Source organism: Arthrobacter rhombi, assembly GCF_900163545.1.
Classification (GTDB): Bacteria; Actinomycetota; Actinomycetes; order Actinomycetales; family Micrococcaceae; genus Arthrobacter_H; species Arthrobacter_H rhombi_A.
Map to the genome: position 1 here is coordinate 1 of NZ_FUHW01000014.1, position 19,501 is coordinate 19,501.

Annotated in this window: 20 protein-coding genes and 1 riboswitch; of the genes, 11 read left to right on the top strand and 9 right to left on the bottom strand. The window is 65.9% G+C overall.

The annotated features are described in order from the left end of the window. Positions 1-88: 88 nt before the first annotated feature. From gcvH to gcvP, 3 genes are read right to left on the bottom strand one after another with little or no spacing between them, the layout of a single operon-like run. The gene (gene gcvH, locus FM101_RS02760; RefSeq protein WP_086995126.1) at positions 89-469 is read right to left on the bottom strand and encodes a glycine cleavage system protein GcvH; all 381 of its coding nucleotides are present in this window, start codon (positions 467-469) and stop codon (positions 89-91) included. A gap of 39 nt (positions 470-508) precedes the next feature. After that, the gene (gcvT, locus tag FM101_RS02765) at positions 509-1,636 is read right to left on the bottom strand and encodes a glycine cleavage system aminomethyltransferase GcvT (protein WP_086995129.1); all 1,128 of its coding nucleotides are present in this window, start codon (positions 1,634-1,636) and stop codon (positions 509-511) included. Positions 1,637-1,674: 38 nt separating this feature from the next. Continuing rightward, entirely contained in the window at positions 1,675-4,560 is a 2,886-nt protein-coding gene (gene gcvP, locus FM101_RS02770; protein WP_086995131.1) for an aminomethyl-transferring glycine dehydrogenase, read from the bottom strand. Between the two features lie 188 nt (positions 4,561-4,748). Continuing rightward, a riboswitch (glycine riboswitch) is annotated at positions 4,749-4,847 on the bottom strand. Between the two features lie 205 nt (positions 4,848-5,052). On the opposite strand from gcvP, the gene FM101_RS02775 reads away from it, so the two are divergent. Together FM101_RS02775 and FM101_RS02780 are read left to right on the top strand one after the other, a co-directional pair. After that, on the top strand, positions 5,053-6,594 hold the full coding sequence (locus FM101_RS02775; protein ID WP_428844136.1) for an amino acid permease: 1,542 nt from the start codon (positions 5,053-5,055) through the stop codon (positions 6,592-6,594). A 71-nt stretch (positions 6,595-6,665) separates the two neighbouring features. After that, positions 6,666-7,220: an RDD family protein gene (locus FM101_RS02780; protein ID WP_198962447.1), complete on the top strand. Its 555-nt coding sequence runs from the start codon at positions 6,666-6,668 to the stop codon at positions 7,218-7,220. Between the two features lie 5 nt (positions 7,221-7,225). Here the strand turns inward: FM101_RS02780 and FM101_RS02785 are convergent, their stop codons facing one another. Then, positions 7,226-7,960 carry a VIT1/CCC1 transporter family protein gene (locus FM101_RS02785; RefSeq protein ID WP_241895448.1) on the bottom strand — a complete coding sequence of 245 codons (735 nt, stop codon included), beginning with the start codon at positions 7,958-7,960 and terminating at the stop codon, positions 7,226-7,228. Between the two features lie 28 nt (positions 7,961-7,988). Continuing rightward, positions 7,989-8,750: an SGNH/GDSL hydrolase family protein gene (locus FM101_RS02790; protein WP_086995137.1), complete on the bottom strand. Its 762-nt coding sequence runs from the start codon at positions 8,748-8,750 to the stop codon at positions 7,989-7,991. A gap of 180 nt (positions 8,751-8,930) precedes the next feature. On the opposite strand from FM101_RS02790, the gene FM101_RS15690 reads away from it, so the two are divergent. Both FM101_RS15690 and FM101_RS02795 read left to right on the top strand, forming a co-directional pair. Continuing rightward, positions 8,931-9,209 carry a hypothetical protein gene (locus tag FM101_RS15690; protein WP_158225971.1) on the top strand — a complete coding sequence of 93 codons (279 nt, stop codon included), beginning with the start codon at positions 8,931-8,933 and terminating at the stop codon, positions 9,207-9,209. Then, complete coding sequence (locus tag FM101_RS02795; protein ID WP_158225972.1) at positions 9,206-10,021, top strand: FAD:protein FMN transferase; 816 nt, start codon at positions 9,206-9,208, stop codon at positions 10,019-10,021. The genes FM101_RS15690 and FM101_RS02795 overlap by 4 nt, the downstream gene beginning before the upstream one ends. A gap of 15 nt (positions 10,022-10,036) precedes the next feature. Here FM101_RS02795 and FM101_RS02800 read toward each other — a convergent pair whose 3' ends face one another. Both FM101_RS02800 and FM101_RS02805 read right to left on the bottom strand, forming a co-directional pair. Next, on the bottom strand, positions 10,037-11,182 hold the full coding sequence (locus FM101_RS02800) for a serine hydrolase domain-containing protein (RefSeq protein ID WP_086995142.1): 1,146 nt from the start codon (positions 11,180-11,182) through the stop codon (positions 10,037-10,039). 54 nt (positions 11,183-11,236) lie between these two features. Beyond that, complete coding sequence (locus FM101_RS02805; protein WP_086995145.1) at positions 11,237-12,265, bottom strand: ribonuclease HI family protein; 1,029 nt, start codon at positions 12,263-12,265, stop codon at positions 11,237-11,239. A 100-nt stretch (positions 12,266-12,365) separates the two neighbouring features. Here FM101_RS02805 and FM101_RS02810 point away from each other — a divergent pair, with 100 nt between their 5' ends. The 3 genes from FM101_RS02810 to FM101_RS02820 all read left to right on the top strand — a co-directional run bounded on the left by FM101_RS02810 (position 12,366) and on the right by FM101_RS02820 (position 13,794). After that, a complete protein-coding gene (locus tag FM101_RS02810) occupies positions 12,366-12,758 on the top strand; it encodes a VOC family protein (RefSeq protein WP_086995148.1) in 393 nt (130 codons plus the stop codon). Between the two features lie 89 nt (positions 12,759-12,847). Next, complete coding sequence (locus FM101_RS02815) at positions 12,848-13,306, top strand: hypothetical protein (protein ID WP_143269182.1); 459 nt, start codon at positions 12,848-12,850, stop codon at positions 13,304-13,306. A gap of 32 nt (positions 13,307-13,338) precedes the next feature. After that, positions 13,339-13,794, top strand: coding sequence for a hypothetical protein (locus tag FM101_RS02820; RefSeq protein WP_086995153.1), 456 nt, complete (start codon positions 13,339-13,341; stop codon positions 13,792-13,794). A 7-nt stretch (positions 13,795-13,801) separates the two neighbouring features. Here FM101_RS02820 and FM101_RS02825 read toward each other — a convergent pair whose 3' ends face one another. After that, the gene (locus tag FM101_RS02825; protein WP_086995156.1) at positions 13,802-14,914 is read right to left on the bottom strand and encodes a glutathione S-transferase C-terminal domain-containing protein; all 1,113 of its coding nucleotides are present in this window, start codon (positions 14,912-14,914) and stop codon (positions 13,802-13,804) included. Between the two features lie 93 nt (positions 14,915-15,007). On the opposite strand from FM101_RS02825, the gene FM101_RS02830 reads away from it, so the two are divergent. From FM101_RS02830 to FM101_RS02845, 4 genes are read left to right on the top strand one after another with little or no spacing between them, the layout of a single operon-like run. Next, entirely contained in the window at positions 15,008-16,270 is a 1,263-nt protein-coding gene (locus tag FM101_RS02830; protein WP_086995159.1) for an Nramp family divalent metal transporter, read from the top strand. 53 nt (positions 16,271-16,323) lie between these two features. Then, positions 16,324-16,974: a metal-dependent transcriptional regulator gene (locus FM101_RS02835; protein WP_241895449.1), complete on the top strand. Its 651-nt coding sequence runs from the start codon at positions 16,324-16,326 to the stop codon at positions 16,972-16,974. A 54-nt stretch (positions 16,975-17,028) separates the two neighbouring features. Beyond that, positions 17,029-17,361 (top strand): ArsR/SmtB family transcription factor, encoded by a 333-nt coding sequence (locus FM101_RS02840; protein WP_198962448.1) that lies wholly within the window; start codon positions 17,029-17,031, stop codon positions 17,359-17,361. Beyond that, positions 17,355-18,032, top strand: coding sequence for a cation transporter (locus FM101_RS02845; protein WP_086995165.1), 678 nt, complete (start codon positions 17,355-17,357; stop codon positions 18,030-18,032). Before FM101_RS02840 ends, FM101_RS02845 begins: the two co-directional genes overlap by 7 nt. 46 nt (positions 18,033-18,078) lie before the next feature. On the opposite strand, the gene FM101_RS02850 is transcribed toward FM101_RS02845, so the two are convergent. Further along, positions 18,079-19,464, bottom strand: coding sequence for an MFS transporter (locus tag FM101_RS02850; protein WP_086995168.1), 1,386 nt, complete (start codon positions 19,462-19,464; stop codon positions 18,079-18,081). Positions 19,465-19,501: the final 37 nt, after the last annotated feature.

Below are 19,501 nucleotides of genomic sequence, written 5' to 3' on the forward strand. Positions count from 1 at the left end.
TCGGCATCGATCCGCGAAGCGACCTCGGGATCAAGCTCCGCCAGCGGGGCCGTCAGGCTCGAGGAGACGACCTGTGCAGATTCGATGGTCACTCGACATCGCCGCCGTTGGCCGAGGCATAGTCGGCTGCCGAAAGCAGCGGGCCCTCTTCGGAGACCTCGACGGTGAACAGCCAACCGCCACCGTAGGGGTCCTCGTTCAGCAGTGCCGGGTTGTCCTCGACGGCCGGGTTGGTCTCGACGATGGTGCCGGTCACCGGCGCGTAGAGATCGGAAACCGACTTCGTGGATTCGACTTCGCCGCAGGTCTCCCCGGCAGTGACGGTCGAGCCGACCTCTGGCAGGTCGACGTAGACGACGTCGCCGAGGGCGTCGGCGGCAATCTGGGTGATCCCGACCCTGATCGGGGTGGAGTCGTCAACCCACTCGTGCTCGGCGGAGTAACGGAGGGTCGAAAGAACCTTGCTCATGTGTTGTCCTTGTCTCTGGATTCCAGTACGTGTGGGGGTTTACTTCTGGCGGGCGTAGAACGGCAGGGCGACAACCTCGAAGGGCTGCGGCTTGCCGCGCAGGTCGACGTCCAGTGCGGTGCCGACCTCGGCGAGTTCGACATCGACGTAGGCCAACGCGATCGGGTAACCCAGCGTGGGGCTGGGCTGACCCGAGGTGACCTCACCGACAACGTTCCCGTCCTTCATCACAGCGTAGTGCGAACGCCCGGCTCGACGCCCCAGGCCCTTCAGGCCCACGAGCTTGCGTGCCACGCCTTCGGCCTTTTTCGCTTCCAGTGCGCTGCGCCCGAGGAAATCCTCTTCCTTTTTGAAGGAGACGATCGGTCCCAGGCCGGCGTCGAACGGGGTGATGTCCGTGGACAGCTCGTTGCCATACAGTGGCATTCCGGCTTCCAGTCGCAGCGAGTCACGGCTGGCCAGTCCGGCGGGGGTGAGCCCTGCCTCGGTTCCGGCCTCGAGCAGTGCCTTCCACAAGGCGACGGCCTCGGCGTTGGGCAGGTAGAGCTCGAAGCCGTCCTCGCCCGTGTAGCCGGTGCGTGCCAGCATCACGTTGATCCCGGCGACGGTGACGTCGTCTGCCGCGTAGTACTTCATCTCGTTCACTGTCTGCACGTCGGTGCCGGTGACCAGCCCGGTGAGGATCCCCGCGGCTGCGGGGCCCTGGATGGCGATCAGCGCGGTATCCGCCGATTCGTCGGTGACGGTGACGTCGAAGCCTGCGGCGCGTTCGGCCAGGGCCGCCGCCACGACGTCGGCGTTGCCGGCGTTGGGGACCACGAGGAAGGTGTCTTCGGCGCGACGGTAGGTGATCAGGTCGTCGATGATCCCGCCCTCGGCGTTGCAGATCACCGAGTACTTGGCCTTGCCGATCTTCATGATGGCGATGTTCCCTGCCAGGGCACTGTTCAGGAACTTCGCGGCCTCGGGACCCTCGACCCGGACTTCGCCCATATGGGAGAGGTCGAAGAGGCCCGCGGCTTCGCGCACCGCCTGGTGTTCGGCCAATTCGGAGCGGTACTTCAGCGGCATGTCCCAGCCGCCGAAGTCGGTGAAGTTCGCGCCCAGGGCCTCGTGTTCGCCGTGCAGGGGCGTCTGCTTCGGCGTGGTGGTGGTATCGGTGCTCACAGCTCAGGCTGCCTTTCGTCGGGTTCCGGGGATTCGGGTTAGTTTTCGAATGCCTCGGGTGGCGGGCAGGAGCAGATCAGGTTCCGGTCGCCGCCGGCCCCGTCGATGCGTCCCACCGGGGCGAAGTACTTGTCCTGGCGCAGCCCGGGGACCGGGAAGGCCCCCTGTTCCCGGGTGTAGGCCCGGTCCCAGTCGCTGGAGACGACGGCTGCCGCACTGTGCGGGGCCAAACGGAGCGGGGATTCCTCGGCCGTGAACTCGCCGGCCAGGACCTGCTCCATTTCAGCCCGGATAGCGATCATGGCGTCGATGAACCTGTCGATTTCCGCCAGGTCCTCGGACTCGGTCGGCTCCACCATCAAGGTGCCGGCGACCGGGAAGGCCAACGTCGGGGCGTGGAAGCCGTAGTCGATCAGGCGCTTGGCCACGTCCTCGGCGGTGATGCCGGTTTTGGCGGTGGCATCGCGCAGGTCGAGGATGCATTCGTGGGCGACCAGGCCCTGATTGCCGGTGTAGAGCACCGGGAAGTACTCGTTGAGCCGGGAGGCCACGTAGTTGGCGGTCAGCAACGCGTTCTTGGTCGCGTTGGTCAGACCCTCGGCACCCATCATGGCCACGTAGGCCCAGGAGATGGGCAGCACGCCGGCCGAACCGTAGGTGGTTGCCGCGACGGCGGTGCCGGTGCGCTCGGTGGCTTCGCCGGCCGGGGCGCCGGGCAGGAACGGGACCAGGTGCTCGGCCACGGCGACCGGACCGACGCCGGGTCCGCCGCCGCCGTGCGGGATGCAGAAGGTCTTGTGCAGGTTCAGGTGCGAGACGTCGCCGCCGAACTGGCCCGGCTGTCCGAGGCCGACCAGGGCGTTGAGGTTGGCGCCGTCGATGTAGACCTGGCCACCGGCGGCATGGACCTTATCGCAAACCTCGCGCACATCGGCGTCGTAGACGCCGTGGGTGGAGGGGTAGGTGATCATGATGCCCGCCAGGGAATCATGGTTCGCCTCGATCTTGGCGTCCAGGTCCGCGGAGTCGATGGTGCCGTTGGCTGCGGTCTTGACCACTACGACCTTCAGTCCGGCCAGGACGGCGGAGGCGGCGTTGGTGCCGTGCGCCGAGGCGGGGATGAGGCAGACGGTGCGTTCGGCGTCGCCGTTGGCCAGGTGGTACTGGCGGATGGCCAGCAGGCCGGCGTATTCGCCCTGCGAACCGGCGTTGGGCTGGATGGAGACCCCCGCATAGCCGGTGATGGCCGAGAGGCGTGCTTCCAGGTCCTCGATCAGTTCACGCCAGCCCTGGGTCTGGTGGGACGGGGCGTAGGGGTGGATGGAGGCGAACTCCGGCCAGGAAATGGATTCCATCTCGGCGGTCGCGTTGAGCTTCATGGTGCACGAGCCCAGCGGGATCATGGTGCGGTCCAGCGCCAGGTCGCGGTCCGAGAGGCGGCGCAGGTAGCGCAGCATCTGGGTTTCGGAGCGGACCGTGTGGAAGATCGGGTGGGTCATGTACTCACTCGAACGCACGACGTCGGAGGGCAGCGCCTCGGTGACGGCAGCTTCGGCGGCCTCGACGGCCCCGGCGGCGTCGGCAACGCCAAAGGCTTCGGCGATCGCCACCAGGTGGGCGGTGGTGGTGGTTTCATCGGTGGAGATGCCCACGGTGTCGGCGTCCAGGCGGCGCAGGTTGATGCCGTGTTCCTCGGCGGCGGTCACCAGCTCATTGGCCCGGCCGGGGACCTGCAGGGTCAGCGTGTCGAAGAAGGACTCGTTGGCCAGGGCGAATCCTGCGTCGCCGAGTACCGAAGCGAGGGCACCGGCGCGCAGGTGGGCGCGTTGGGCGATCGCCTTGAGGCCTTCGGGGCCGTGGTAGACGCCGTACATCGAGGCGGTGATGGCCAGCAGTGCCTGGGCGGTGCAGATATTGGAGGTGGCCTTTTCGCGGCGGATGTGCTGCTCACGGGTCTGCAGGGCCAGCCGGTAGGCGGGCAGTCCGGTGTCGTCCTTGGAGACTCCGACCAGGCGACCGGGCAGTGAGCGCACCAGGCCGTCGCGCACCGACATGTAGGCGGCATGCGGGCCGCCGAAGAACAGCGGGACGCCCAGGCGCTGGGTGTTGCCCACGGCGATGTCGGCTCCCTGCTCGCCCGGCGGGACGATGAGGGTCAGGGCCAGGATGTCGGCGGCGACGGTGACCATCGCGCCGCGCTCCTTGGCCGCGGCGATCACTGCCGTCTGATCGACGACGCGGCCCGAGTTGCCCGGCTGCTGGAGCACGATGCCGGAGATCTCGCCGTCGGGGAGCCCCTGAGAGAGGTCGGCGATTTCGAGTTCGAAGCCCAGCGCTTCGGCGCGGCCCTTCACCACGGCGATGGTCTGCGGGAACAGATCGGCATCCAGGACGGTCTTGGCTTCCGCCCTGGCCTTATTGGCACGGCGCATGAGCAGGACGGCTTCGGCGACGGCCGATGCTTCATCGAGCAGCGAGGCATTGGCGATCGGCAGTCCGGTCAGGTCGGAGACCATGGTCTGGAAGTTCAGCAGGGCCTCGAGCCGGCCCTGGGAGATTTCCGGCTGGTACGGGGTGTAAGCGGTGTACCAGGCGGGGTCCTCGAGGACGTTGCGCAGGATGACCGGCGGGGTGATGGTGTTGTAGAACCCCTGGCCGATCATCTGGGTCTTGACGATGTTCTTCGCGGCGATGGCACGCAGGTCATCAAGGACCTCGGCCTCCGAGCGGGCGGCCGGAAGATCCAGCGGCTTCGCCTGGCGGATGTCTGCGGGCACTGCGGTGTCGACGAGGTCGTCGAGGGTCGCGTAGCCGAGCTGCCGGAGCATGGTCTCGGTGGCGTCGCCGCGGGGGCCGATATGACGGTCGGCGAAGGAAAGTTCGCCGGCGGTGCTGGTGGTGGGACGGGCCGTGGTCTCGGTCATCAGGGGAACTCCAAGTGTGGTCGATGTGTGGTGCACACCGAATGAGCTTCGGTTCCTCCCCGACTCTGTATTGGACCTGAGAGATTCCGCTACGTCCGGTGTCCCGGCCGCGGCTTGCACCGTCGGTGAGCGCTTCGCTTGATGGCCAGGTGCCCCCGGCCGGCGATGCGTCTTCTTTCCAGAGTTGCCTCTGCGCGGCGGTACGGGTGCCTGAGAGATTCCCGGGGAGGGTATTGCTCCTACGGCGCCCGCCAGTGGATCTGACGGGACTCTCCCGCCGCAAGTCATAGGCGTGTGCCCTGATGGGCACCCCTTCATGATACGTGGAGATCCATGCCACGGACAACCTTCGGGACAGAACGCCGATTTTCATATTCATGCATGGTGGTGCGAAAATATGTAAGTTCATTTGCCGACACCGGCACCTGCCGCGATCCGACGGGCGCCGCCTAACCGCGGGTCCACCCGAACCCGCCGAGGACGCAGTTGCAGATTTCATCGAACCATCCTGCCTCGGGCATTTCTGCCCCACCCTCACTCCGCCCGCCCTTGACGCTGGGCCGACAGCTCCTGCTGCGCAAGGACGTCGAAACACTGCAGGCCGACGCTGGCCATGGTTCCGGTGGCGGGACCATGCGCCGAACCCTGGGTGTGCTGCAACTGACCATGATCAGCGTCGGCGCCACGCTGGGTACCGGCATCTTCGTCGTCCTGGGTTCCTCGGTACCGATGGCCGGACCAGCCGTCTGGATCTCCTTCACGATCGCCGGGATCGCCGCCTTGCTTTCGGCCCTGTCCTACGCGGAGATGGCCGGCGCCGTCCCCGTTTCGGGGTCCAGCTACTCCTATACCTACGCCACCATGGGCGAAGGCCTGGCCTGGATCTGCGGCTGGTGCCTGCTGCTCGAATACGGGGTCTCGGTGGCCGCGATCGCCGTGGGCGCCGGGGAGTACGTCAACGAACTTGCCGGGGTCTTCCAGCTGGACCTGCCCGCGACGCTGACCAATCCCCCCGGAGCCGACGGCGGCCTGTTCAACGTTCCCGCCGTCCTGGTGGTCGCCCTGGCCATGGTCCTGCTGATGCGCGGGGCCAAGGAGTCCGCGACGGTGAACACGGTGCTGGTGTTCGTGAAGATCCTCGTGCTGCTCTTCTTCGTGGTCATCGCCTTCAGCGCCTTCCAGACCGGGAACTTCGCCCCGCTGCTGCCCATGGGCACCGCTGGGGTCTCGGCAGCGGCTGCCCGCCTGTTCTTCTCCTACATCGGCTTCGACGCCGCATCGACCGCCGGCGAGGAGGCGGTGAACCCCCAACGCGATCTACCGCGGGCCATCATCGCCTCAATGATCATCGTGACCGTGCTCTATATTTTGGTCGCCATCGCCGCCGTCGGCGCCAAGGATTGGCAGTGGTTCGTCGGCAAGGAGGCCGCCCTGGTGCAGGTCCTCGAAGAGATCACCGGCCAGGCCTGGGTGGCCCTGGTCTTCTCCGTCGGTGCGGTGGTGGCGATCATCAGCATCGTCATCACGGTGCTCTACGGCCAGACCCGTGTGCTGGTGGCCATGTCCCGCGATGGGATGGTTCCCCGCATCTTCGGCAAACTCAACCCGCGGACCGGAACCCCTGTGGTGAACACGTTGATCACCGGCGGGATCATCATGGTCACCGCGGGGTTGGTGCCGTTGGGCGAGCTGGCCGACGCCACCAGCATCGGCACGCTCTTCGCCTTCAGCCTGGTGAGTCTTTCGGTCATCTATCTGCGCCGCAACCGCCCGGATCTGCCCCGTACCTTCCGTGTTCCGCTCTACCCGGTGACACCGATCCTCGCGGTTGCCGGCTGCGTGTTCCTGATGGCCAACCTCGGGGGCACCACCTGGACCGTCTTCGGACTGTGGATGGCGCTCGGCGCCGTCGCCTACCTGTCCTACGGACGGCGGCGTTCCACGGCGGCTGCCTCCTACGCACAGGACCGCCGGCACCCCGCCCGCCAGGCTCCCCCTCCACCATCCACCAAGCGTGACGGGAAACGCATATAGCCTACTCAGCCCGAAAATGAAGATCATGTCCAACCATGGTCTTGGGGCGCATCCTTGCGTATGGTGGGGCCATGAGCGATCCAACACCTCCCCCGCCCCAACCCACCGGCCCCGCCATGCCCCCGACGGGTACACGCCCCGGGGAGCTCACCGATAGGTTCCTGGCCCGGCTGATCGACGGCGTCATCCTGCTGATCGTCAACTTCCTGGTCGTCGGCCTGATCATTACCGGCGCGATCATGGGGGCCGGAGGTGCCGGATTCGGGCTCGGTGGCAGAAGTTTCGGTGCGACGGCGGTATCGGCGGTAGTTAGCGCCGTCATCTACGTCGGCTACTTCGCCTTCATGGAGTCCAGCCGGGGACAGACCGTGGGCAAAATGATCATGAAACTGCACGTCGTCGGGGCCAACGGTGGCCACCCGGATATGACCGAGGCGATCAAGCGCAATATCTGGATGGGGTTCGGGATCCTCGGAATCCTGCCGCTCATCGGTTCCATCCTTGGTTCGCTCGCTTCGCTGGCCGCCGCGATCGTGATCGCGGTGACCATCAACAGCGACACCGTGAAACGCCAGAGTTGGTTCGATCAGTTCGCCGGCGGCACCCAGGTCATCAAGCAGGGCTGATCCCGCTAGCCAACGGCCCCGCTCTGGCCCAGCCAGGTGCCGATGAGGAAGGTGGCCCCCAGGGCCAAGACCCCACCGACCACTACCCGTGTCACCGGTTTGAGCATCGGAGCTCCCCCGAGACGTGCGCCGATGCCTCCGGTCGCCGCGAGGGCGAACAGCACGGCCAGGAAGGTCACGGGGATCCTCCAGTCGACGGGCAAGAGGACGGCCGTCAGAAAGGGCAGTAACGCCCCGGCAGTGAAGGACACCGCGGAAGCCGCCGCGGCACTCCATGGGCTGACCACATCGTCGCGGTCAATCTTGAGTTCCGCCTCGAGGTGCGCCCCTAGGGCGTCATGGGCGGTGAGTTCGCTGGCAACCCTCTGCGCCGTGGCGGCACTCAACCCCTTCTGCTCATAAAGATAGGCCAGTTCGGAGAGCTCTTCCTCGGGCATCTGCTCGAGTTCCCTCCGCTCCTGGGCAATCAGGGCATGCTGCGAATCCGCAGAACTGGAGACCGAAACGTATTCGCCCAGCGCCATGGACACCGCTCCGCCGATCAATGCGGCGGCACCGGCGGCCAGGATCGGTCCGGTGGCCGTGGTCGCTCCGGCCACCCCGACCACCACGGCGGCGGTGGAGACGATCCCGTCGTTGGCACCCAGGACCCCGGCGCGCAGCCAGTTCAGCCGTTCGGCCAGCCCCCCGCCTTCATGCGGTTCGCCGTCGTGCTGGTTTACTTTACTGGATTGCCTCATGGCCATCAGTCAACCACTGCGCCGTCCTTCAGAGCCGGATGTAGCCGGGGTAGCGGGGGCCCATCAAGTCCCCCGAGGAGGTCCCCCGCACACGGCGTCCGATCCACGGCACCACGAATTCGCGGGCCCAACGGGCGTCGGAAGCGAGTTGTTCCCTCCGGGTTCGTGCCGTCGCGGTGTCCAGTTCAGGGGTCGCGATCGCATCGGTGCTCTCGAGCAGGGCCAGCATCTTCTTGGCCATCAGCGTATGCCCGGGGGTGCCCATATGCAGCCGGTCCACCGCCCAGTACCTGAAGTCGCTGAATTCGCGCCAGCGCCAGTAATCGGCGATGACGGCACCATGGCGATCGGCTGCTTCACGCACCCATTCGTTGTAGATCGCGGTCCGTCCGCGGGTTTTGCCGAAGACCGCCGAGCCGGAGGAATCGAAACCGGTGAAGAGGACGACGGCGGCCCCCGAGGCGCGCAGACGGGACACCATATCGTCGTATCCGGCCATGAGGGCGTCGATATCCACGCGCGGGCGCAGGATGTCGTTGCCCCCGGCGTAGAGCGTGACCAGGGTCGGTTCCATGGCCAACGCCGTCTCGAGCTGTTCGTCGATGACCTGACGAATTTTCTTGCCGCGGACGGCCAGATTCGCATAACCCCAAGCGGGATCGGCGGCACAGAGCTGCTCGGCCACCCGGTCGGCCCAGCCTCGGACGCCATGGGGACGGGTGGGGTCCTCATCACCGACGCCTTCGGTGAAGGAGTCGCCCAGGGCCAAATACCGTTTCTCGAATTCCACCAGTCCACCCTACGTCCGCCGTGGCACGGATGCCCGCCGGAGACCGGCGTGAATCCGCCCTCGGCGAAAAATGCGACGGCGGAGCCATCTGGGGGCCCTGTCACAGGGTCTTCACAGTTCGGTTCGACAGGCTGGTTTCATGCACTACCGACAGGAATCCGTCCGCGAAAGGACCACCTCGTGAACATCCGCCAGGCCATCTTCGCTTCCGTGGCATCCGCCGGGGTGTTGGCCGCCGGTTGGGTCGGCGGGACACCACCGGTCGCCCAGGCAACGCCAACTCCTGCCCCCTACCGTCTCGGGTCGGCAGCGAGCGGTTCCTCGGCGGCAACGACGACCCGGCTGGCTGCGGCGCCCTCGACCTTGTCCAGTGTGCGCCGCCAACAATTGCGCGGCTCGGAGCCGGTCCAGCTGATCAGCAGGCCGGGCCCTCCGGTTGCCGACGGTGTCCGGGCATGAACCTCGCAGAGGAAGAAGCTGAGATGACGGCAGATCTCGAAGTCCCGGAACTGGCCCACCGGACGTTCGAGGCACTGGGCACCACGGTCAGCATCAGCGCGCCGCTGGAGGCCGATGAGATCGACGCCGCCGTGGAGACGATGCAACGCGTCTTCGCCGACGCCCACACCTCCTTCGGTGTGAACGGCCACGGCCCGGTGGAGGGCCTGCGCCGCGGAGACATCGAGCTTCGTTATGCCCATCGCCGGCTGCGTTCGCTCTATGAACAAGCGACGATGTGGCGTCAGGCAACCGACGGCGCCTACACCCCTCATACGGCCACCGGACCGGTCGACCTGAGCGGTCTGGTCAAAAGCTGGGCCGTCGCCCACGCCGGACAGGCCATGATGGACCTTGAATTGCCTCATTGGTCGGTGACCGTCGGCGGCGACGTCCTATGCAGCGGTTCGCCCTTCCCGGCAGAACCCGCCGGGACCGACCCGTTCTATGGTCGACATTGGCGGGCCGGGATCACCGATCCCTTCGATGCCACGTCCTTGGTCGCCGATGTGCCGATGGCAGGGACCCCCGGCTTCACCGCGGCACTGGCCACCACCTCCGCTCAGGCAGGCCACCCTCCGAACGCCTACTTGCAGGTCAGTGTGCTGGCCGAGGAAATAGTCACCGCCGATGTCCTGTCGCAGGCGATTGTTGCCGGCGGAGCATCCACCCTGGATGCTGCCGTTCGCGACTTCGGGGTCGCGGTCCTGGTCTGCGGGCACGACGGCGAATGGCTCGCCTCCACGACCTGGCCCTTGCACCAGCCGGCCTGAATTCCTCGTCCGTCCTCAGCCGGCGGCGAGGGAGAGCAGGACGTGGCGGACGGCCACGCTGAGTTGCCCACCCCGGGTACCGGTGCCGCTCTCCTCGGCCCGCGCGGGCACATAGCCGAATCCGATGCCATAGGCGGGGTCCGCGTAGGCCAGTGTGGCGTTGGCCCCGTCGTGGCCGAAGGACTGCCAGGAGCCGAAGTCGTTGCGGGGGATGGATTTCATGAACATCAGGGCGAACGCCCCGGTCAGCCCGTTCGCCCGGTCGATGCCGAACACCTGCTCGGCGGCCACCTTCCGGCGCGTGTCCTCGGCCAGGAAGGGCCCGTCGGCGGCCCCGTCCTGCCGCACGACCCCGGTGCTGGCCGCGGCGTAGAGCCGTGCCAGCCCGCGCGCGCTGGCCACTCCGCCGGCGGCCGCGAGGCCCGAGGCCCTGATCCGTCGGTAGTTGGGCAGGTCCAGCAGGTCGTAGCTGACGCCCTCGCCGATATCGAAGCCCGCCGTGGAGTTCAATGCCAGCCCCAGGGGACCGTACGGATCAATGAAGGGAAGCTCAGGGGTTTGCGCGGGTTTGAGCACCTCCCGGAAACGTGGTTCCTCACCGTCGGGCAGGCCGAGGTAGAAATCGATGCCGAAGGGTGCCCGGATGCGGGTTTCGTAGACCTGCTGCAACGTCTGCCCGGTGATCCGCCTGACCAGCTCCTCCGCGAAGATCCCGATGCTCAACGCATGGTATTGATGCGTTGACCCGGGTTTCCAGACCGTTGGCGCGTCGGCCAAGCGGGCCGCGCCGAGAGCGGATTCGGTGTAGTGGCTCACCTCCATGCCGCCGTCGACCCCGGGTAGCCCTGCCTGGTGGCTCAGCAGTTCCGCTACCGTGATGGTGCCTTTGTCGTGGGCTGCGAATTCCGGCCAATAGGTGGTGACGGGCTCGCCGGGGTCCAATTGGCCATCCTGCACCAGTAGGGCGATGACCATGCCGGCGGCACCCTTGGAGGCGGAGAAGACCCCGGTCAACGAGTCCAGTTCCGCATGGGGCCCGACGGCATGGTCGATGACGGGGTGCCCGCCGGCGTAGACGCAGAGTTGCGCCGAGTAGTCGGGGTCTGCCGCGGCGAAGGATTCCAGCAGTTCGGTGACGGGGGCGAATCGCGGGTCGTTCACGGTGCTCTCCTGGGCTCTGCCGGTTCCGGGGACGGTTTCCCGGCGTTCGGGGATCTAGAGTTCTGGTGTTTCCTGGCGGAAACGCAGGCGCCACCGTTGCTCTTCACGCTGCCAGAGGGATCCGACGGCGAGCGCCGATTCCGTTCCGACCAGCCGATAGGTCAGGTGGATGGCTTCCCCACCCAAGCGGATGGCCTCGAGCAGCTCGACGGCACGTTCACTGCCGGGAGCGGCTGCCGAAGCCGATAAGCCGACCTGCTGAACGACGTCGTCGTCCTCGCCCTCCTGTTCGGTGGATTCCTGGAGGTCCGTGGCCCCCGAGGACAAGACGGTCACTGCCGTATCTCGTTCGTTCACCGTCCCCTGCGCCGTGACTTCGCGGTAGTCCGGATGCAGCAGAAAGTTCAGCTGGCCGACTTCGCTGCGAACCCGCGGGTCCAGCAACTCGCGTTCCAGGGCGACCACGGCGTCAATTTCCGCGCTCCCGCGGCCCGTTTCCGAGGGGTCCTCGAGGGAGGAGAACAAATCGTCCTGCTCCGGGCGTTCGGCCGGAGCCGGTGCCGGCTCAGCAACAGTGATGGATGCGGTGGCCTCGGAGTCGGTTGCCGGCTGCCCGGAACCCGGGTAGCCCGGTCCCGTGTCGCTGCCCCGCCCGGTCTGGTAGGCGGTAGCTGCTGCCCGGGCCCGGTCATCGGCGGCCTCGTTGAGGTAGTGCCCGGCATGTCCCTTGACCCATTCGAAGCTGTAGTCGCGGCCGGTGATGACGTCGTCGATCTGTTTGAGCAGGTCCACGTTCAGCACCGGCTTGCCGTCGGCCTTCTTCCAGCCCTTGCGCTTCCACCCCGGCATCCACTTGGTGATGCAATTGATGACGTACTGGGAATCGCACAGGATGTGCAGGTGCTCTTCGGCAACATGCTCGGTGGAACGGAACAAATCCAGCACGGCCATCAGTTCGCCCATGTTGTTCGTCCCGTGAGGCCACCCACCGGCCCGCCACGCGGAGTCGTCGACGTACCAGGCCCAGCCGGCCGGTCCTGGGTTTCCGAGCGCGGAGCCGTCTGCTGCGGCGGTAATCGTCATGGGTTCCATCCTGCCACGGCGCCCCGAAGAATCACTGCCCAGGCGAAGCTCAGAGCGCCTCAGGTGTGGTCATGGCTCCCGTGTCTGCTTGACTGGGGCCATGCCTGAATTCAGCGGAATCCACCACGTCGCCATCACGGTCTCCGACCTCGAGGCCAGCGCGGTCTTCTACGAAAAACTCTGGTCGCAGCCCCCGGTTGGAAGCCTTGAAGGCCCCGATCTGGTGCGCAGGATGTTCCGCCTCCCCGACGGGACGATGGTCGGTTTGACCCAGCACGGCGGTGGTGGGGCCCAGGCCTTCAACCCGCGTGCGGCCGGTCTGGACCATCTGGGTTTTGCCGTGGCCGACCGGAAGGGGCTGCAAGCATGGCAAGACCATCTCGAGGCCCAGGGGATGGCACATAGCGGAATCGTCGAGGACGATTCAGGGCTCGCTCTGAACGTGAAGGATCCCGACGGAACCGCACTGGAGTTTTTTGTCGCCAACAACTGAGGCGATAAAAACACGGCTCCGCGGTGGCTCCGGATAAGGTGGCTGAAAATTCATGATCCGGGGAAGAGACTCAGATGTACCGTCGGCTGATGGCTCCACTAGTGTTGCTGTGCCTGCCATTATTCGTCGGCTGCAGTTCATCCGGTCCTGGCATCGCTCTGCTTGATCGGCCGGCCACCTCGAAGGATGCCCTGCCTCCGGACGCCGCCGTGGCGGGTTTCCAGCCGGGCACCACCCGATTAGCCGCCCGGACCGGAGGCTTTTCGTTCTATCTGGCCCGTCCGCCCCTGTCGGGCGGTACGGGGAACCTCCCCCCGGGTTGGGGCGCCTGCCTCATCGTGGCCGAACCGGAGGTCATCACCTGCGGACCCACACCCCTCGAAACCCGGTTCTTCGGCGTCTCGGCCCAACTCGTCCCCGATGACTTCGACGCCTCGATGCTGACCTCCGACGGTTGGGAACGGGTGCAGGGCAATCTGTTCATCAAAGGCCTGGACCACAGCAGCAGGACACCCCCACGCCACCCGAATCTCGAGGGCGAGGGGTAGCCAGATTTCTACCCATCGGGGACGCTGGCCCCATGCGACGTCACCTTCTGGTTCCACTACTGGCACTCTCCTTGCCGCTACTGGCCGGGTGTAGCAGCCCTGCGATCCAGAGCATCGAATTGCTCGATCAGCCAGCCACCGCACAGGATGAATTGCCGCCGGGGCTCCATGTGGGCGGCTTTGAGCCAGATACCCCGCGGTTTGCTGCCACGGTGCACGGTCTCTCGTTCTATGTGGCCCGCGCGGCCTCCGGGGACGCCGCTGAGAGCGCAACGGCGGATGAGGGTCTGTGTCTCATCATCGCTGAAGAAGATCACATCGTCTGCGGAGGCATGCCGTTCGACGCGTCGTTCTATGGGATCTCGGCCAAGATCGAAGCGGACGACTTCGACGCCTCCGCACTCACCTCCGACGGCTGGGACCAGGTGCAGAAAAACCTGTTCCTGAAGGGTCTTGACGTTCAGAGGAAGCCCGGACGCAACCGGTAGCCGGGCCTTAGCCGGGGTACAGCGGGTTGTGCCCGGCAGCGACTTCCTCACCGGCCCTCACCGGCCCGGGCGCCGTTCCGGAACCGAAGGGGGAACCCCCCAATGCCTCGCGGCCGTGGGCTTGGAGCCAGTTCGCCAGATCGGGGCCCTGCGGCACGAATCCGGTGGGATTGATGTCCTCGTGCACGATGTAATAATGCCGTTTGATCTGGACGAAATCGATGGTGTCCCCGAACCCAGGCGTCTGGAAGAGGTCGCGGGCGTAGGCCCAGAGCACCGGCATTTCGGTGAGTTTATTCCGGTTGCATTTGAAGTGCCCGTGGTAAACGGGGTCGAAGCGCACCAACGTGGTGAACAGACGGATATCGGCTTCGGTAATGGTGTCCCCCATCAGATACCGCTGACCGGCCAGGCGTTCCTCCAACCAGTCCATGGCAGTCCAGAGCCGCTGATAGGCCTCGTCGTAGGCTTCTTGTGAACCGGCAAAGCCACAACGGTAGACCCCGTTGTTGACCTCGGTGAAGATCCGCTTGATGACCGGGGCCATCTCCTCCCAGCGTCCGGCGGGCAGCAGATCGGGGGCCCCGGCACGGTGGAACTGCCTCCACTGGGTCGAGAAGTCCAGTGTCATCTGCGGATAGTCGTTGGTCACGACGCCGCCGGTGGGAATATCAACGATCGCCGGAACGGTGATGCCCCGCGGGTAATCGGGAAAGCGACGGAAGAAGTTCTCCTGCAGCCATTCGGTGCCCAGCACGGGGTCTCGACCACCAGGGTCCAGATCGAAGGTCCAGGACCTGACATCATGCGTCGGCCCGGGTAGCCCGACGCCGATCGCCTCCTCGAGCCCGAGGAGGCGGCGCACGATCAGCGCCCGGTTCGCCCACGGGCAGGCGCGGGCAGCCACGAGCCGGTACCGGCCGGCCTCCACCGGCCAAACCTGTGCGCCGGCCGACAACCCGGCCTCCGGATCCCCGATGGATCCGCCGCCTTCGCCACCGGAAGCCCGGACGGCCTCCGGATGGGCGACGATCCGATCATCGATGTAGTTCGTGTCGCGGGTGAATTCCTCACCGTGACTCACATAGGCACCGCGGGTGGAATACCGGTTCTCGTTCATGGGTCCAGCCTACGTCCGAATCACGTCATACAGCTGGCGTCATCGGGCCTTCGGAAGATAAGTTAAGTTGACTTAACTCTAAGGATTCGTGTGATGAAACGAGCTGGTTCGGCGGCACCGTCTGTCGTGGAACAGCAGGGACACCCTCAGCGACGCCTGGTGTGGCTGCTGGGCCCGGCCTTTGTCGCGGCCATCGCCTATGTCGACCCCGGCAACGTGGCCGCGAACCTGACTGCCGGCGCCCAACACGGCTACCTGCTGGTCTGGGTGCTGGTTGCAGCGAATGTCATGGCGGTGATGATCCAGTACCTCTCAGCGAAGTTGGGCCTGGTCACCGGCAGGTCGCTGCCGGAGATCCTCGGCACCAGGCTCTCGCGCAGCGGCCGTCTCGCCTTCTGGGGCCAGGCGGAACTCATTGCGATGGCCACCGATCTGGCCGAAGTCATTGGCGGGGCCATTGCCCTGCAGATCCTTTTCGGCCTGCCGCTGCCGGTGGGCGGGCTGATCGTCGGCATCGTGTCCATGGCCCTGCTGGCTATCCAGTCTCGACATGGTCAACGCCCCTTTGAGCTGGTGATCATGGCCTTGCTGGCGCTAATCACCATCGGATTCGTCGCAGGCCTGCTGGTCAGCCCCATGGATTGGGGAGCAGCAGCCGGCGGCCTGGTCCCGCGGTTCGAGGGGGCCGGCACCGTCCTGCTGGCTGCCGGCATGCTCGGCGCCACGGTCATGCCGCACGCCATCTATCTGCATTCCTCCCTGGCCCGTGACCGCCACGGTGAAGGACACACCGAGTCGGGAATCCGTCGGCTATTGCACGCCAATCGGTGGGACGTCGTCCTGGCCTTGGTCGTGGCCGGCTCGGTCAATATCGCGATGTTGTTGCTGGCGGCCTCGAGCCTGCGCGGAGTGGAGGGCACCGATACCATCCAGGGCGCCCATGGAGCCATCGTTGAGGCGCTGGGGCCGGTCATCGGCGTCATCTTCGGCGTCGGGCTCTTGGCCTCGGGCCTGGCCTCGACCTCGGTGGGGTGCTACGCCGGTTCGGCCATCATGTCGGGGTTGTTGCAGCGGCGGATCCCCCTGCTGGCGCGCAGGGTCAGCACGCTGATCCCGGCGCTGGTCATCCTCACCGTGGGGGTCGACCCGACCTGGGCACTGGTGCTCAGCCAGGTCTTCCTGTCCATCGGCATCCCCTTCGCCCTCATCCCCCTGGTCCGCTACACCGGCATGCGCTCGGTGATGGGCCAATTCATCAACAGCTTCGGCACCCAGCTCTTCGCCTGGGCGATTACCGCGGCGATCGTGGCCTTGAACTTCCTGCTGATCTATTTGACCGTGACGGGTGCCCAATGACTGAAGAACACGCTTCACCACCTCCGGGTCCTGGCGAGGAGGAAATCAGCCGCGTGGCTGAGGACTTCTTGAAGGTCATTTGGTCGGCCACCGAATGGGGCCAAGAGCCGGTCACCGGGAAGGCCCTGGCGGAACGTTTCGGGACCACTGCGGCCAGTGTCTCAGACACCATGCGCCGACTGGATGCCCAGGGGCTGATCATCCACGAACCCTATAAACCGGCCCGCCTGACCGCCGCCGGAGAACGCCATGCCGTGGCCATGGTCCGCAAGCACCGGCTCATCGAATCCTTTTTGGTGGGTACGTTGGGTTACTCCTGGGAGGAGGTCCACGATGAGGCGGAGAACTTAGAACATGCCGTCTCAGAAAAAATGATCGACCGGATCGACTCCCTGCTGGGACACCCCGCCCGCGACCCCCACGGCGACCCGATCCCCACCGTCGACGGAACCACGCGGCGTCCGGCGCATGCGGTCAACCTGGCAGAAGCGGAACCGGGTACCTACGAGGTCACTCGCATCTCGGACGAGAACCCCGGATTGCTGCGACTGCTCGCTCGGCACGGGCTGCGTCCGGGCGCCGTGGTTGACATCGCGGAGGCCGAAACCGCCGGTTCCATGGTCCTGACACCTCACGAGGATGGCGCCCGGGTAGTGCTGCGCTCCGAAGCCACCCGGGGACTCTGGGTGATCTCCACGACCTGACACGGCCCTCCGTCAAGAGTTTCGTGAATTCAGCATACGCTGTACTGTGGATGGATGATCTCCACCGCTACCGCCTCGCATACTGCCGCCCTTTCCCGCTTTGGGCACGCAGTATCGGACCCCACCCGCGTCGGTGTGCTCCTGGCGCTGCGTGAGGCGCCGGCCTACCCCTCCGATCTGGCCGACGCCCTCGACGTTTCCCGGCAGGTCATGTCCAACCAATTGGCCTGCCTGCGTGGTTGTGGCCTCGTCGAGGCGATCCCCCAGGGCAGACGTTCCTGGTATCGCCTCAGTGATCCCCATCTGGCAGCCGCCATGGACGAACTCCTCAGGGCTGCGCTGCGCATGGAGCCCGACTGCTGCGAAGGCCCCGGATGCACATGCTGAGAACTCCCCAGGACCGATACCAATCCCACGAAATCCTGAAGCGCCGCATCAAATTGATTGTGGCGTTGACGATCACCTACAACGTCATCGAGGCAGTGATCGCCGTGGTCGCCGGGGCAGCAGCTTCATCGGTGGCCCTGCTCGGCTTCGGTTTGGATTCCATTGTGGAGGTCCTTTCCGCCGCGGCAGTGGCCTGGCAGTTCTCCGTCCCGAATCCGGAGAAACGCGAGCGGACGGCGCTGCGGTTGATCGCCTTTTCCTTCTTCGGCCTGGCGGTTTTCATCAGCATCGATGCGGTGCTGACCCTCGCGGGTCTCCGGGAAGCCGAACACAGCACCGTGGGCATCGCCTTGGCCGCCGTCAGTCTGCTGATCATGCCGTTCCTCAGCTTGTGGGAACGCCGGACGGGTCAGGCGTTGGGTTCCGCGTCGGCCATCGCCGACTCAAAGCAGACGCTGATCTGCTCTTACCTCTCGGCCGCCGTCCTTCTGGGCCTGCTCCTGAACACCCTCTTCGGTTGGGCCTGGGCCGACCCCGTGGCAGGGCTGGTCATCGCCGTCGTCGCCCTCCGCGAAGGACTCGAGGCCTGGCGCGGCGATGCCTGCAAGCAGCCGATGTCGGCGATCAGCGGAGAGAGTGAACCGGCAGGATCGGACCCCCACTGCTGTTGATGTGCCCGATCATGGTCCGGCACGGGCCCCTCCACAGCCTGGGCGCCTAGTCCCCGCTCTTCTGGAACGCCGGGGCGCGTCGCTGATCGAAGACCGTCGCCCCCACCTCCTGTTCGGCCTGATTATTGATCGACAGATTGATCCCGGGCCGATCCCGCAGGATCATGACCGCGGCGATGGCCACAACGGTCATGAGCAGCAAATAGACCGAAATCGATGCGCCGGTGCCCGTGGCGTTGATCAGGGCCTGGGCGATGGTCGGGGCGAAGGCCCCGCCCAGGATCGCCCCGAGGGCATAGGAGATCGATACTCCGGAGAATCGCACGGAGGCCGGGAAAATCTCGGAATACCACGCTGCTTGCGGCCCGTAGGTCAGGCCGAGCCCGATCGTGAACAGGCCCAGCGCGAGATAGAGCAGGGGCAACGAGCCGGTATCGATCATCCAGAACAGCGGGAAGACCATCAGCAACTGGATGCCAAAGCCGATCAGGTAGGTGCGCTTGCGTCCGATCTTGTCGGCCAGCACTCCGGCAGCGAAGGTGAAGATGAACCACATGGCAGCGGCGAAGGTCATGGCCACCAGGACGTCCGTCCGATCCAGTCCCACGGCATCGCTGGTCGCGTAACTGGGGATGAATCCGCCGGTGGCCATGTATCCCGCGGCGTTATTGCCCGCAAAGACGAGCGCAGCAAGGATCACCAACAGCCAATGCTTGCGGAACAGTTCGGCGATCGGCACTTTGGTCTGCTGCTTCTTCTCCGCGATCTCCTGGAACACCGGGGATTCATCCACGGCTCGACGGACCATGTATCCGACGGCGATCAGCACGACGCTCAGCAGGAACGGAACACGCCAGCCCCACTGGACGAAGGCTTCGCCGGGGGAAATCCATCCGGTCATCACTGCGGTGACGCCGGTCGCCAGCAGCAGGCCCAGGGGGACGCCCAACTGGGGGAAGGCACCGGCCCGACCGCGACGGTCCGCCGGCGCGTGTTCGACGGCCATCAGCACCGCGCCTCCCCACTCCCCGCCAGCTGAGATCCCCTGCAGGATCCGTAGCAACAGCAACAAGATGGGAGCCAGGATCCCTGCGGTCTCATAGGTCGGCAACACACCGATGAGCGTCGTCGCGGCGCCCATCATGATCAGCGTGATGACCAGCATCGGGCGCCGGCCGATCCTGTCGCCGTAGTGCCCGGCAAGGAAGGCCCCCAAGGGACGGAAGAGGAAGCTGATGCCCACGGAGGCGAACGCCAGCAATAAGCCGATGGACTCCCCTGCCGGGGCGAAGAAGACATGGGCGAAGACCAGGCCTGCCGCCGTGGCGTAGATGAAGAAGTCGTACCACTCGATGGTGGTGCCGACGATCGTGGCGAAGGCGACGCGTCGCTGGGTCTTGCGTGCGTGCGCGTCCAGCCGTGCTCTGCTCATGATTCACTCCTGGACTGGTCTGGTGGTTCCCGGAACG